The sequence below is a fragment of the uncultured Eubacterium sp. genome, from assembly GCF_934561735.1.
GTDB lineage: Bacteria > Bacillota > Clostridia > Oscillospirales > Acutalibacteraceae > Eubacterium_R.
The window spans coordinates 204,903-218,440 of the sequence record NZ_CAKTGT010000002.1; the positions used below are offsets into that span (position 1 = coordinate 204,903).

Annotated in this window: 12 protein-coding genes; 2 read left to right on the forward strand and 10 right to left on the reverse strand. The window is 39.1% G+C overall.

Annotation, left to right across the window (positions count from 1 at the left end):
• Position 1: 1 nt before the first annotated feature.
• Positions 2-1,090, reverse strand: coding sequence for a glutamine-hydrolyzing carbamoyl-phosphate synthase small subunit (gene carA / locus Q0E08_RS02975; protein WP_294776170.1), 1,089 nt, complete (start codon positions 1,088-1,090; stop codon positions 2-4).
• The gene (locus Q0E08_RS02980) at positions 1,077-2,348 is read right to left on the reverse strand and encodes a dihydroorotase (protein ID WP_294776173.1); all 1,272 of its coding nucleotides are present in this window, start codon (positions 2,346-2,348) and stop codon (positions 1,077-1,079) included. The genes carA and Q0E08_RS02980 overlap by 14 nt, the downstream gene beginning before the upstream one ends.
• Positions 2,349-2,508: 160 nt before the next feature.
• Here Q0E08_RS02980 and Q0E08_RS02985 point away from each other — a divergent pair, with 160 nt between their 5' ends.
• Positions 2,509-3,426, forward strand: a complete 918-nt coding sequence (locus Q0E08_RS02985) for a carbohydrate kinase family protein (protein ID WP_288312528.1) — start codon at positions 2,509-2,511, stop codon at positions 3,424-3,426.
• A 54-nt stretch (positions 3,427-3,480) separates the two neighbouring features.
• On the opposite strand, the gene Q0E08_RS02990 is transcribed toward Q0E08_RS02985, so the two are convergent.
• The 6 genes from Q0E08_RS02990 to Q0E08_RS03015 form a co-directional block, all read right to left on the reverse strand.
• On the reverse strand, positions 3,481-3,903 hold the full coding sequence (locus tag Q0E08_RS02990) for a GNAT family N-acetyltransferase (RefSeq protein WP_294776179.1): 423 nt from the start codon (positions 3,901-3,903) through the stop codon (positions 3,481-3,483).
• Positions 3,904-3,991: 88 nt separating this feature from the next.
• Positions 3,992-5,986, reverse strand: coding sequence for an ATP-dependent zinc metalloprotease FtsH (ftsH, locus tag Q0E08_RS02995; RefSeq protein WP_294776182.1), 1,995 nt, complete (start codon positions 5,984-5,986; stop codon positions 3,992-3,994).
• A gap of 5 nt (positions 5,987-5,991) precedes the next feature.
• On the reverse strand, positions 5,992-7,302 hold the full coding sequence (tilS, locus tag Q0E08_RS03000) for a tRNA lysidine(34) synthetase TilS (protein WP_294776185.1): 1,311 nt from the start codon (positions 7,300-7,302) through the stop codon (positions 5,992-5,994).
• Positions 7,277-8,644 carry a replicative DNA helicase gene (gene dnaB, locus Q0E08_RS03005; protein WP_294776189.1) on the reverse strand — a complete coding sequence of 456 codons (1,368 nt, stop codon included), beginning with the start codon at positions 8,642-8,644 and terminating at the stop codon, positions 7,277-7,279. Before dnaB ends, tilS begins: the two co-directional genes overlap by 26 nt.
• Positions 8,645-8,662: 18 nt before the next feature.
• On the reverse strand, positions 8,663-9,106 hold the full coding sequence (gene rplI / locus Q0E08_RS03010) for a 50S ribosomal protein L9 (protein ID WP_273472503.1): 444 nt from the start codon (positions 9,104-9,106) through the stop codon (positions 8,663-8,665).
• Positions 9,107-9,130: 24 nt separating this feature from the next.
• On the reverse strand, positions 9,131-10,903 hold the full coding sequence (locus Q0E08_RS03015; RefSeq protein ID WP_294776196.1) for a ribonuclease J: 1,773 nt from the start codon (positions 10,901-10,903) through the stop codon (positions 9,131-9,133).
• 153 nt (positions 10,904-11,056) lie between these two features.
• Here Q0E08_RS03015 and rnhA point away from each other — a divergent pair, with 153 nt between their 5' ends.
• Positions 11,057-11,494, forward strand: coding sequence for a ribonuclease HI (gene rnhA, locus Q0E08_RS03020; RefSeq protein ID WP_290912313.1), 438 nt, complete (start codon positions 11,057-11,059; stop codon positions 11,492-11,494).
• 21 nt (positions 11,495-11,515) lie between these two features.
• On the opposite strand, the gene Q0E08_RS03025 is transcribed toward rnhA, so the two are convergent.
• A complete protein-coding gene (locus tag Q0E08_RS03025) occupies positions 11,516-12,457 on the reverse strand; it encodes a DMT family transporter (protein ID WP_294776201.1) in 942 nt (313 codons plus the stop codon).
• A gap of 53 nt (positions 12,458-12,510) precedes the next feature.
• Entirely contained in the window at positions 12,511-13,449 is a 939-nt protein-coding gene (locus Q0E08_RS03030) for a hypothetical protein (RefSeq protein WP_294776211.1), read from the reverse strand.
• Between the last annotated feature and the right edge of the window lie 89 nt (positions 13,450-13,538).

Here is a 13,538-nt window from a genome sequence, read left to right on the forward strand (position 1 = left end):
ATTATTCAGCCTCCTTTGCCATTAAATCAATAAATTTATCAAACAAATATGCACTGTCCTGCGGACCCGGTGCAGATTCAGGGTGATATTGAACGGAGAAAAGTTTATTTTCCTTTGATTCTACACCCTCTGCCGTGTTATCAAGCAGGTTTTTGTGTGTTAATTTAAGCGGTGTACCATCAAGGCTGTCAACATCAACAGCATATGAGTGGTTTTGAGAAGTAATTTCAATTTTACCTGTTTCAAGATTAAGTACAGGATGATTACCGCCTCTGTGGCCGAACTTCATCTTAAATGTCTTTGCTCCGAGTGCAAGAGAAATCATCTGATGACCGAGGCAAATGCCAAAGATTGGAAGTTTGCCGTGAAGTTCTCTTACAAGATTGATAACAGGTTCAACATATTCAGGGTCGCCGGGACCGTTTGAAAGGAACAATCCGTCCGGACGAAGTTTGAGAATTTCCTCCGCAGGAGTGTCAAACGGAACAACCGTTACATTGCAACCTTTTTCATTAAGTTTTCTTACGATATTAAGTTTAATACCGCAGTCGATAGCAACAACATCATACTTATGATTTGGTGTGCGGGAATACCAACGCTTTTTACACGATACTCTTGAAACCATATCGGTTGGGATTTTATATGCTTTAAGCTCTGCATATGCTTCATCATATGGCTTATGAGCATTGCAAATCATAACCTTTTGGCTACCCTCATTACGGATAATGCGTGTAATCATTCTTGTATCAACACCGCTGATACCCGGAATGTCATATTCATCAAGAACTTCTGACAAAGTTTTTGTATATCTGAAGTTTGACGGCAAATCGTTATACTCTCTTACAATCAAGCCACCCATTGTTGGAATTCTTGTTTCGTAGTCATCATCGGTCATACCGTAGTTACCGATAAGCGGATATGTCATACAAACCATTTGGTCAGTGTATGACGGGTCGGAAATAATTTCCTGATAACCGACCATAGAAGTATTGAAAACGATTTCGTTTACAGCTTGCTTGTTTGAGCCAAAGCCATAGCCGTAAAATTCCATACCGTTTTCAAGGATAATTTTTTTATCATAAGGCTTCATATACTGTTTTCCCTCCACACATTGTCATTACATTTTTACCTTGAAGTTGCCATCCCTCAAACGGAGTAGCCCTGCCCATAGACAGGAAGTCGTCGGGATTGACGCACCATGTTGCATCAAGGTCAAGAAGAGCCAAATCGGCAACTTCTCCCTCTTTGATTTCGCCGCCCGGCAAATCAAATATCTTTCTCGGATTAACACTCATAAGCTCAATTAGTTTTTCAAGAGTGATAAATCCGGATTTTACAAGTTTTGTATACAGAACTGCAAACGATGTTTCAAGACCGACAACGCCCATAGCCGAACCTGCAAGTCCTTTTGACTTTTCTTCAGCCGAATGCGGCGCATGATCGGTTGCTATAACATCAATCGTGCCGTCAAGTATTCCTTGAAGCAGTACCTGTTTATCTTCTTCGCTTCTGAGTGGCGGATTCATTTTAAATCTGCCGTCCTCTTGCAAATCCTTGTCGCACATGGTGAGATAATGCGGTCCTGTTTCGCAGGTTACATTAACGCCTTCTGCCTTTGCTCTTCTGATTATATCAACGCTTTCTTTTGTTGAAATATGGCAAACATGATAGTGAACGCCTGTTTTTTTTGCAAGTTTGCAATCACGCTCAATCTGTTCATATTCCGAAGCGGAGCAAATACCCTTGTGTCCGTGAGTTTTACAATATTCACCGTCGTGAATGTAACCGCCTTTAAGTAAATCGTTTACTTCACAATGAGCGGAAATAATTTTGCCGAGCTTTGCACATTTTTCCATTGCAAGAGCCATATCCTGCTCATCCTGAACGCCTGTTCCGTCGTCACTAAAGCCAACAGCAAGTTCCTTTAACGCATCAAAATCAACAAGTTCTCCTCTGCCTTTTCTGCCTTTTGTGATTGAAGCAAACGGATAAACATTGATAACAGCGTCTTTTTTTATCAAATCAAGTTCTGTCTTGATATTCTCCACGCTGTCGGGTACAGGATTGATATTAGGCATAGGGCAAACAGCTATATAGCCGCCCTTAGCTGCGGCAAGCGTGCCGGTCTTTATCGTTTCTTTATAAGAAAAACCGGGCTCTCTGAGATGTACATGAACATCTACGAAACCCGGAATTAAATACTTATCCTGTGCATAAAAAACAGCGTCAACTCCATTTGTAGAAATGGAGGTACCAAGGGTATTGATTTTACCGTCTGTAATCAGAACATCAAGTTTTGAAAATCCCGCTCCCATATATACGAAAGCGCCCTTAATTAGTGTTGTCATATCGCACCTCTTTCGGAATTCAATTATATAATAAATCGGCAAAATAGTCAACCGAAAATTAAGAAATAAAATAAATATTTTTATACACCGGATTTATTGACATAAAAAGTCTGAAACAATATAATTAAATTATAATTTATTCATATAAAGGAGATGCACTATGGCTTTTATAGCAGGTGCGGGTGCAACAAATGTTGACCTGCTCTATCAGGGAATGGAAAGAATACCGGATGTAGGTGAAGAACTTTACTGCAAGGATTTTGACTTACAACTCGGCGGCGGTTTGCCGGCTACACTTATTAACCTCGGCAGACTCGGAATTGAAACCAAAATCGCTACGGAACTCGGAACTGACATTTTTTCGGAATTTGCCAAGGACAAATTTTTACAAAACGGCGTTGAACCGACAAATCTTTATGAGGGCGATAAAATTCCGCTCAATATCACATCGGCAATTATATTACCTAAGGACAGAACATTTTTTACATACGGCAAAGGCTCTATTGAAGCTGACGATAATGCAAAAGAAAAGTTTTTTCAAATAGCCAAAGGCAGTAAAATCACAATGATGCAACTCGGCGGATTTTTGGATGTGTATAAAAAACTTCATGAAGGCGGAACAAAGCTTGTACTTGATACGGGATGGGATGACGATATGAGCTTTGAAAAATACGCAGACTATCTTGAAATTGCCGATTATTACACACCAAACCAAAAGGAAGCAAAAAAGATAAGCAACACATCAACTCCCGAAGAAGCCGCACAAGCACTTACAAAATATTTTGATAATGTTGTTGTAAAAGTTGACAAAGACGGTTGTATCGGAATTGACGAAAACGGCAGTTTCTTTGTACCGAGCATTGACGAATTCAAAAATGTTGATTCAACAGGTGCCGGTGACGCCTTTCTTTCAGGCTTTATGTACGGACTTTTCTATGACAAACCGCTCAAAGAGTGTGTGCTCCTCGGCAACATTACAGGCGGCAAGGCTGTAACAAAAGTTGGTGCTCTTTCGGCATACAATACGGAGCAAGAACTGCTCAATTATTTTGAAAAGTACAAATCATTTATAGAATAAATAATTAAAGTGTGCATTTTAACTATGCGCACTTTTTATATTTGATATATGCTTTTATAATTGTTTTAAAAAGCGGATTTGTTCTTTTTCATTATCATAGCCTAAGTTACGGTAAAATGCGTGAGCCTCTTTTCGTGAAAAACCGGAATTAACCCTAATTAAATCAACACCTTTATTTTTTGCCCAAATTTCAACTTCACCGAGAAGTGCTCTACCATAGCCTTTATGTCTGAACTCACTATTCACGGCTAACCCCAGAAGATTGACCATACTTTTATAATATAAAGTATTATACATTTCAGCGTGGATAAAACCGACAATTTTACCTTCTGTTTCTGCCACAAAAACCTTTTCACGGTTTGTGTCAATATTTTCAAGCCTGTATTTTACAAGCTCCGGTTCACATTTATAACCCAAATCGTCAGATGCAATTTTGCATATTCCCAAATAATCATTTACCTTAGCTTCTCTGAGCATAAAATCACCTCAAGACTAATATAACATACACCTTTTACATAAACAAGTACATAAATTAAACGGCGTAACCGATGCTACGCCGTTTTGTTTATTCTTCCGTATTTTCCGTGTTTTCGGTTTGAGTTGCTTGTGCTGTTTCAATCACTTCACTTTGTGCTTCTGCAACAGTTTCAATTTCTGCAGGAGCATCATCGGTTGAAGATGTTTCTTCTGAAGTCGGGAGTATTCCGAACTTCATCAAAGACTCAAATACTTCGCCTGAAATCTTTTCTTTTTCAAGAAGAGTGTTTGCAACAAGTTCGAGCTTGTCATAATGCTCTTTAAGAATTGCAACGGTTTTTTCATATGCTTCACGCATAATCTTTTCAACCTCTGCGTCAATACGAGCCGAAGTAGCCTCGGAATAATTGTTTACATGACCGTAGTCCTTGCCGAGGAACACTTCACCGTTGCCGCTGTCATAAACAACAGGACCGATATTCTCACTCATACCGTACTTAATGACCATATCACGAACAATCTCGGTTGCACGCTGAAGGTCGTTTGATGCGCCTGTTGAAATATCATCAAGTGCAAGTGCTTCCGCAACACGACCGCCAAACATCGAAACAAGGTTGTCGAGCATTTCCTTACGGGAATTGTAATTTTCTTCCTGCGGAGTGTACCAAGTGTAACCGCCTGCACCGAGTCCACGTGGAACAATGGAAATTTCTCTTACAGGGTCGTGACCTTCTGTATAGAAAGATGCAACAGCGTGACCCGCTTCGTGGAAAGCAGTGAGCTTCTTTGCTTTTTCTGAAAACTTGTGAGATTTCTTTTCCGTACCGAGTTCAACTCTTGATGTGGCATCAATAATATCTTGAAGAGTAATAGCCTTTTTCTTTCTTCTTACAGCAAGGAGAGCCGCTTCGTTCATAAGATTTTCAAGGTCTGCACCTGTAAATCCTATTGTGTCCTTTGCAATTTCATGCAAATCAACATCGGGACCGAGAGGCTTGCCCTTTGAATGAACCTTGAGAATATCTTCTCTGCCCTGTGCATCGGGACGATTAACGGTAATCTGTCTATCAAATCTGCCCGGACGGAGAAGTGCAGGGTCAAGAACATCGGGACGGTTTGTAGCCGCAATGACAATAACGCCTGAATTTGAGCCGAAGCCGTCCATCTCAACAAGAAGTTGGTTGAGGGTTTGCTCTCTTTCATCGTTGCCGCCGCCCATACCGGTACCACGGTGACGACCTACTGCATCGATTTCATCGATAAAGACGATACAAGGTGCTTTTTTCTTTGCCTGTTCAAACAAATCACGAACACGGGAAGCACCGACACCGACATACATTTCAACAAAGTCAGAACCCGAAATGCTCAAGAAAGGTGCACCTGCTTCACCGGCAACAGCCTTGGCAAGCAAGGTTTTACCTGTACCGGGAGGACCGACAAGAAGCACGCCCTTTGGAATTCTTGCACCGAGTTCGGTATATTTTTCGCTGTTTTTAAGGAAATCAACAAGTTCTTCAAGTTCTGCTTTTTCCTCTTCACAACCTGCAACATCTTCAAACTTTTTGTCGGATTCTTCACCCGACTGTGTTTTTGATTTTATTTTGCCAAAGCCCAAGGTTCGATTGGTTTCACTCGAAATTGAGCCTGTCATTTTTCTCATAAGCCATACAAACATCAGCACAATAATAATTGTAAAGATAAATGTAGGCAACATACTCATCCACCAGGTATTTGTTGAACCTTTTTTGTAGTTATAGGTTATAGGCTTATCAGGATGAGCGTCGTTATAATCATTGACATAATCGCTGATGTCATCAAGAAAATACGACACGCTCGGAACGGTATATTTGTTAACAGTTCCCTTTTTGTCGGTAGTGAGTGTATAGGTCAACTGACCTGAACTTAAATCAAGTTCGTATTCGCTGACCTGTTCGGTGCGGAACAAATTAACAATATCGCTGTAATTTGTTGTTGTAGCATTTCTGTTTTGACCTGAAAACAGAAATATTGCACCTATGAGCATAATCGGAATCAAAATATAAAATATTATTGATTTCCAATTTTGAGAAAGATTTTTTCGCATTAAATTTAGTCCTCCAAAAGAATCTTTAAAAGAAGAATATTCTTTGTTGAAGAATCGGGTTTTACCCGTTCGTCAACACAATAGCCGTAAACTCCGATAACGCCTTTATCATCGCATATAATCGGAACGCAAGCTCTTTTTTCAATATTTATGCCAAGCTCATTAAAAAGTTTTTTAAGTGTCTTTGTGCATCCTCTGCCGGCAGGAGAAATTTTGTCATTTTCCATTCTGCCTCTAACATAAACATTACCACTTATTTTATCACAGTCGCAAAAGAAGTCAAATTTTTCACGCCATAATTTACAGTTAGTTAAAAATTCCTCGTTAGTTATTATTTGTTTATTCACAAACAGATTGTCAAAATCAACGGTTTGGTTCATTTTTGCATATCGCAATCTTCCCTTTTCGCAAACAACAAAATTGTCATTTGCAATTTGGAACTTGCCGTTTGATTTGATTAATTCAATAATTCCGCCAAGATGATAATCATCGACAGTCACACCGTATGCAGACAAATACTTGATAATAACACGCTTTGCAACAGCAACATCATACGAATTGAGCAATGAAACATTCAAAGCCTCGTTATCAAAACACTGCTTATAGCAATCATCGACTAATGAATTAATAAAGCTTTCATCCTCGTTTATGCTTTCAATCATTCTTGAAACCGTTGTTTCAAATGACGGATTGAGCCTTTTAAAAAGAGGAACAATGTTTTGTCTGATGTGATTACGGCTGTAAGCATCGTCAAAATTTGTACTGTCGGTTCTAAAAGGAATACCGCTGTTTTTGCAAGCCTGTCTGATTTCTTCACCCGTACATGTAAGAAGCGGTCGAATAATATTATCTCGCACAGGCGGAATACCGCATAAACCCTTTGCTGAAGTACCCCTCGACATACGAAAAAGCACGGTTTCGACATTATCGGAAAGATTGTGTGCAGTTGCGATTTTATCGGGATTGAACGAATTGAAGAACTCATATCTTCTAATTCTTGAATATTCCTCAACGCCCAAAGAATTTTGCTTTGCTTCATCAACAGCGTTTATAGAAATCGTTGCGAATTCAACATCTTTGCTTTTGCAAAACTGCTTTACAAACTCTGTGTCTGCAACAGATTCTTCACCCCTTATGCCGTGCTCAACATTTGCAACTAAAATACGCAAGTCAAGTTCTTCCCTTTTCGAAAGAAGATAGCATAAAAGTGCCATTGAATCTGCACCGCCCGAAACACCGACAACAACAAAATCGCCGTGTGACAGCATATTATATTTTTTAACAAGCAAATCAGCTTTGGCTGTAATCTCTAACATTGTCAATACTTCTAAATCTTGTGAACTCCTTATCAAAGGTTAGCTGAATTGTGCCGACACCGCCGTGACGGTTTTTGGCTACAATAAGCTCTGTAAGATTTTCATCAACCTCATCACGCTCTTCTTCGGAAAGTTCATTTCTGTAATAATCGGGACGATACAAAAACATAACAATATCAGCGTCCTGTTCGATAGAACCCGATTCACGAAGGTCCGATAACTGCGGTGTATGTGTTTTGCCTCTGCCCTCTGTACCACGGGAAAGCTGTGCACAGCAGATAACGGGAATATTCAAATCCTTTGCCATCATTTTGAGGTTTCTTGTAATTTCGGACACTTCCTGTACACGGTTCTCCTTATGTACGGCAGACTGAATAAGTCCAAGGTAGTCAATCAAAATACAATCAACATTCTTCAAACGACGAACTATTGATTTTATTTCAGGAACGGTAATTGCCGCTGTATCATCAAGATAAAGTTCTACATCATGAAAAGAAGATAACGCATTACCGAGTCTTATCCACTCATCGTTTGAAAGTTCACCTGTTCTGAACTTTTGCGATTCAATGCCGGCTTGAGAGGCAAGCAATCTTTCTGCAAGTTGTTCCTTTGTCATTTCAAGAGAAAAGAAAACACAACGCTTTCTTGCACCCATAGTGATATTCTGTGCAAGGTTAAGAGCAAACGAAGTTTTACCCATAGCAGGACGGGCACCGATAAGAATGAAGTCGGACTTATTAAGACCGGTAATATATCTGTCAAGAAGACCGAAACCTGTCGGAATTCCGAGATAATCGTCTTTGTTCTCGCCTGTTCTGTTTTTTAATTCGGGATAAACCTTGTTCATAATGACATCGGCGATTTTTTCAGGACCTTTACCGGTTTTACCCTCACGGATATCATAAATTCTTTGTTCTGCACTGTCAAGAATACTATTCGCCGTACCGGAACCGCTTGTAGCATCTTCAATAATACTCTGCGAAACCTGAATAAGATTACGCAAATAGTACTGTTCCTGAACAATTTTGGCGTATTTTTCTATATTAGCGGTTGACGGAACGACATTTGCGAGTTGCATAAGATAATCCTTACCGCCTGCCAAATCGTATGTGCCGTCTTTTGTAAGTGCATCGGCAATAATAACAGGGTCGATAGCACCGCCGTTATTCATAAACTGATAGTCCATTGCACTGTATATAGCCTTGTGCTGAGGAAGATAAAAATAATCCGCACGCAAATAAAGGTTTGCGTCAGCCATACATTTATTATCAATCAGAATACTGCCGAGAACACTTTGCTCCGCTTCAAGATTATATGGTAATGTAACATTTAATTCTGCCATTTTTAATTACCCTATAAATTATAATTCAGTAACTTGAACGCTGATTGTTGCAACAACGCCCTGATAAACCTTAACTTCGGCTTTAACTGTGCCGAAAGCCTTGATATCTGTCATCGAGATTTTTCTCTTATCAATATCAATGTTCATTTCTTCTTTGATTTTAGCGGCAACATCCTTTGCGGTAACGGAACCGAAAAGTTTGCCGTTTGCACCTGCCTTTGCCTTGAGAGCAAAAGTTTTGCCGTCAATTTGAGCCTTAACTTCTTCGGCAGCCTTGATTTCCTCTGCCTTGTGGAACTTCTTTGACTGCTCTTTATTATTAAATTCATTCATAGCAGTTGCATTTGCTTCAACGGCAAGACCCTTTGGAAAAAGGAAGTTTCTTGCGTATCCGTCACTTGCATTTACCAAATCACCCTTTTTACCGAGTGATTTTACATCTGCTTTCAAAATAACTTTCATATCTATTCTCCTTTACCTCTGAAATTATATTTCCATAAAAATAGGAAGAATCATAGGCGAACGCTTTGTTTTCTCGTACATTAAACGGGAAATTTCGTCACGCACCTTTGTTTTAACCGAATTCCAATCATGATACCTACTGTCGTACTGTTCATCAATAACTCTGCAAGCAAGGTCACGGGCAGCATTCATAAGATCCTCGTTATCCTTTACATAAACAAAGCCACGAGAAACAATATCAGGGCCGGAAACAACATAACCGCCGTGTGCATCGATAGTTGCAACAACAATTATAATTCCATCCTGCGAAAGCTTTTTACGGTCGTTAAGCACGACATTTCCGACATCGCCTACACCGAGTCCGTCAACATATACATCTCCGGCTGTAACAGTGCCGACTTTTTTAATATATGTTTCTGTAAGTTCAATAGTTTCGCCGATTTCGGCAATATAAATATTCTTTTCGTCTATTCCCATCGCTCTTGCAAGCATAGCGTGCTTTATCAAATGCTTTTGCTCACCGTGTACGGGAATAAAATATTTAGGCTTTACAAGACCTATCATTAGCTTTAAATCTTCCTGACAGGCATGACCCGAAGCGTGAACCTCATACATTTTTTCGTATATAACTTCAACATCACGCTTCATAAGAGCATTTACAACACTTCCTACCATTTTTTCATTGCCCGGAATAGGGGTTGCGGAAATAATAACATAGTCGTTGGGAGTAATTGTGACCTTCCTATGCTCACCGAAAGCCATCTTTGTCAGAGCGGACATAGGCTCGCCTTGTGAACCTGTTGTAATAATAACAAGTTTGTCATCAGGATAATTCTTGATAGTGTCAATCGGGATAAGAATATTTTTCGGAACATTGAGGTAACCTAATTCTTCACCGACTTTAACAAGATTTTCAAGGCTTCTGCCGATAACGGCAACTTTTCTGCCTCGAGCATTTGCAACATCGATAATTTGCTGTACTCTGTGAATGTTTGAAGCAAATGTTGCAACAATAATTCTCTTATTTCTTGCCTTACGGAATAAAAGTTCAAAACTTTCGCCAACATTTTTTTCACTCATAGTGCAGCCCGGTCGTTCTGCATTGGTTGAATCCGAAAGAAGTGCAAGTACACCTTTTTTACCGTATTCGGCAAAACGAGGAAGGTCGATCATATCACCGTCAACCGGTGTTGTATCAATCTTAAAGTCGCCTGTTTGAATAATAATTCCGGCAGGACATCTGATTGCAAGACCAACCGCATCGGGGATTGAGTGGTTAACATGAATAAGTTCGATGTTAAATGAACCGAGTGTGATGTTATCTCTCGGTTTAATTTCAACAAGTTTAACCTTATTGAGAAGTCCGTGTTCCTCAAGCTTGCCTTTAATAAGACCGATTGTAAGTTTTGTTGCATAAACAGGAATATTTACCTTTTTTAAAAGATATGCAAGACCGCCGATATGGTCCTCGTGACCGTGAGTAACAATAATACCCCTGATTCTGTCTTGATTATTGATAACATGAGTAAAATCAGGAATTACAAGGTCAACGCCCGGTAATTCGGCTGTCGGAAAAGCAAGACCGCAATCCACTATGAACATATCATTTTTATATTCATAAAGGGTCATATTCTTTCCGATTTCATTCATACCGCCTAAAAAAGAAATGCGTACTTTCTCCTGCTCAACAGGCGGGAGAGATACTGCCTTCTTCGGTGCTCTTTTCTTTGTGTAATAGCGACGCTTAGAATTCCGTTTTCTTTCGTCACCCGCAGGCACCTTTTTTTGATTTGCCATTAAATAAAAATCCTCCTTAAATATATGTATTTTTCCGTTCTGAATACAATTAAATATATTTTAAATTATTATTACACAGATGTCAAGGAATTAATATAGAATCTATATTGATTATTATCAAAATTAATGATAAAATATACCTCGGTGATAAAAATGAAAGAAATAAACATCTACACAGATGGTGCGTGCAGCGGTAATCCCGGACCGGGCGGCTGGGGTGCAGTATTGGTATATAAACAAACAGAAAAGCAACTTTCGGGCAGTGAAAAAGAAACAACAAACAACCGAATGGAAATGACTGCGGTAATTGAAGCACTCAAGGCACTTAAAGAGCCGTGCAAAGTTACACTCACAACAGACAGCAAATATGTTTGTGACGCAATAAACAAAGGATGGGTTTATTCGTGGAAAAAGAATAACTGGAAAAAATCCGATAAAAAGCCTGCACTCAACATAGATTTATGGGAAGAAATGCTAAAACAACTGCAAATCCACGATGTAGAATTTGTATGGGTAAAAGGTCATAACGGACACAAATACAATGAAATTTGCGACAAATTAGCTGTTCAAGAATATCAAAAATACTTATAATAACAAAGGCACTTTGAAAAATCAAAGTGTCTTTTTCTTTTGCAAGGATTTAAGATTAACGATAATCATACCGCCGACAACGCAAATAAGTCCGACAAGCTTATAAAGCATTTTACCGTTGTCTTCACCGAGAAGTATATATGACAAAGTAAAACCGAAAATAGGGGTCATAGAGCCGCAAACAGTCACTCTTGAAACATCGTTATATTTAAGCAAAACACCCCACAATGAATATGCTATTGCCGAAATGAATCCCAAGTATATAAGGACTGACACTCCTTTTATTTCATTTGTGGCAACTTTACCGCCCATAAGAATGCCGACAACAGTCATAACCGCACCGCCAAGCACAAACTGATAGCCCGACAAAACCGCAGGATTATCGTCATTGCTGTACCTTTTCATAAAAACAGACGAGCAGGCATAAGAGAGTGCGGAAATCAACAGCAAAACATCACCGATTTGAAAAGAAAAGCCTCCCCTGTTTCCCGACAAGCCGGCAAGAACAACTCCCGAAAAGCCGAACAGACTGCCTATAATTTTTGCAAAAGTAAACTTTTCCTGTTTAAAAACAAAAACAGAAATTAAAATCGCAAAAAATGTGCTTGTGCCGTCAATAATGCTTGACTTAACGCCTGTTGTATGAGCAAGTCCGATGTAGAAAAACAAGTATTGCAAAATTGTTTGGAACATTGCAAGCACACAGACCTTACCAAGTGAAGTCTTTTTAGGTTTAACAAATTTTTTATTTGCAAAGCTGAAAATGATTATTGTCAGCACACCTGCTAAAATAAATCTTATTCCGGCAAACAGAATAATTGAAGCTGTATCGGATGAGTCAATATTAAAAAGGTTGTATCCGATTTTAATAATCGGAAAAGCACTGCCCCACAAAAAGCAGCATACCGTAGCAATAAGCCACACAACAAAAACATTTTGAAAATTTTCAGAAGTTTTTTTCATATCAAACGCAAAAATAAAGGTAGCACGAAGCTACCTTTAAATCCTTATAAAGTTTATTTATTAATTGTTACAAGGTGATCCTTGAGATATTGCTCGGAAGCCGGGAAGTGGTTTGCATACTCGATGTCAAGTGAAGCGCTCTTATCCTTAAGAATTGCAACATTTGCATGAGTTACATCAATATGAACATGCATATCGTAATCGGCTTCAACAATTTCCTTGTTAGCAACATTAATCTTAATCGTACCTGTACCGCCGGCATAGTTAACAACAAAGTTATCATCAATAGAACCTTCAGAGAATGAAAGAACGCTGATACTGCTTACAACACCTGAGATGTCACCGAGAACATTAAAGAAACGACCCTGTGAATCTTCACCCGGCATAGCAAGAAGCTGAGCCTTAGGCTGAATAACCATTGTAATTGTGCCGTCACCGTTGTCTGTAACATTACATGCAAGAACATCATCTGCAGTAAGGTGTGAAACAGTTCTGTCAATCTTACCGCTGCTTGCTTCCTGCCAGTCGTTCTTTGGTTCAAGAGAGTTACCAGGTGACAAGCTCTTTACACCGCCGGTGAAAAGACCGCCTACAATACCCGGAACAAGTTTGTTGATAGTATCATTTGACTTACCTTCAACAAGAAGATTTTTAACATCAAGAGTTTCATCGCCGAGAAGCTTATATGCTTTGATAGGACTTCCGTCATATGCACCGTCGACTGTCATAGTCTTTGTGTTGTTGTAACATTCAACATAATAGTTAACAACATCATCGGTTGTTTTAAAATCAACACCACCGTATGTACCCGGTTTGAGTTCATCAATAACAGGTTCATCTACAAACTCGGTTGAGCCTGTTTCCGGTTGTTGAGACACCTTTGCAGGTGATACGATTACGATTACAGCGGTTGCTATTACCAATAGAATTAAGACAACAGAAAGGAATCTGTTGAATTTTGCAAGTCCTGACTTATCTTTTACTTTAGCCATTATATTTTCTCCTTACAAGATATTTCTACTATATAATACATTAAAGTTATCATAAATTCAACAATTTTTTTTAAAAAAGCAAAAATATG

Coding starts and splice junctions, on each gene's coding strand:
- carA (WP_294776170.1), bottom strand. CDS start 1,090: ATGAAGCCTTATGATAAAAAAATTATCCTTGAAAACGGTATGGAATTT.
- Q0E08_RS02980 (WP_294776173.1), bottom strand. CDS start 2,348: ATGACAACACTAATTAAGGGCGCTTTCGTATATATGGGAGCGGGATTT.
- Q0E08_RS02985 (WP_288312528.1), top strand. CDS start 2,509: ATGGCTTTTATAGCAGGTGCGGGTGCAACAAATGTTGACCTGCTCTAT.
- Q0E08_RS02990 (WP_294776179.1), bottom strand. CDS start 3,903: ATGCTCAGAGAAGCTAAGGTAAATGATTATTTGGGAATATGCAAAATT.
- ftsH (WP_294776182.1), bottom strand. CDS start 5,986: ATGCGAAAAAATCTTTCTCAAAATTGGAAATCAATAATATTTTATATT.
- tilS (WP_294776185.1), bottom strand. CDS start 7,302: ATGTTAGAGATTACAGCCAAAGCTGATTTGCTTGTTAAAAAATATAAT.
- dnaB (WP_294776189.1), bottom strand. CDS start 8,644: ATGGCAGAATTAAATGTTACATTACCATATAATCTTGAAGCGGAGCAA.
- rplI (WP_273472503.1), bottom strand. CDS start 9,106: ATGAAAGTTATTTTGAAAGCAGATGTAAAATCACTCGGTAAAAAGGGT.
- Q0E08_RS03015 (WP_294776196.1), bottom strand. CDS start 10,903: ATGGCAAATCAAAAAAAGGTGCCTGCGGGTGACGAAAGAAAACGGAAT.
- rnhA (WP_290912313.1), top strand. CDS start 11,057: ATGAAAGAAATAAACATCTACACAGATGGTGCGTGCAGCGGTAATCCC.
- Q0E08_RS03025 (WP_294776201.1), bottom strand. CDS start 12,457: ATGAAAAAAACTTCTGAAAATTTTCAAAATGTTTTTGTTGTGTGGCTT.
- Q0E08_RS03030 (WP_294776211.1), bottom strand. CDS start 13,449: ATGGCTAAAGTAAAAGATAAGTCAGGACTTGCAAAATTCAACAGATTC.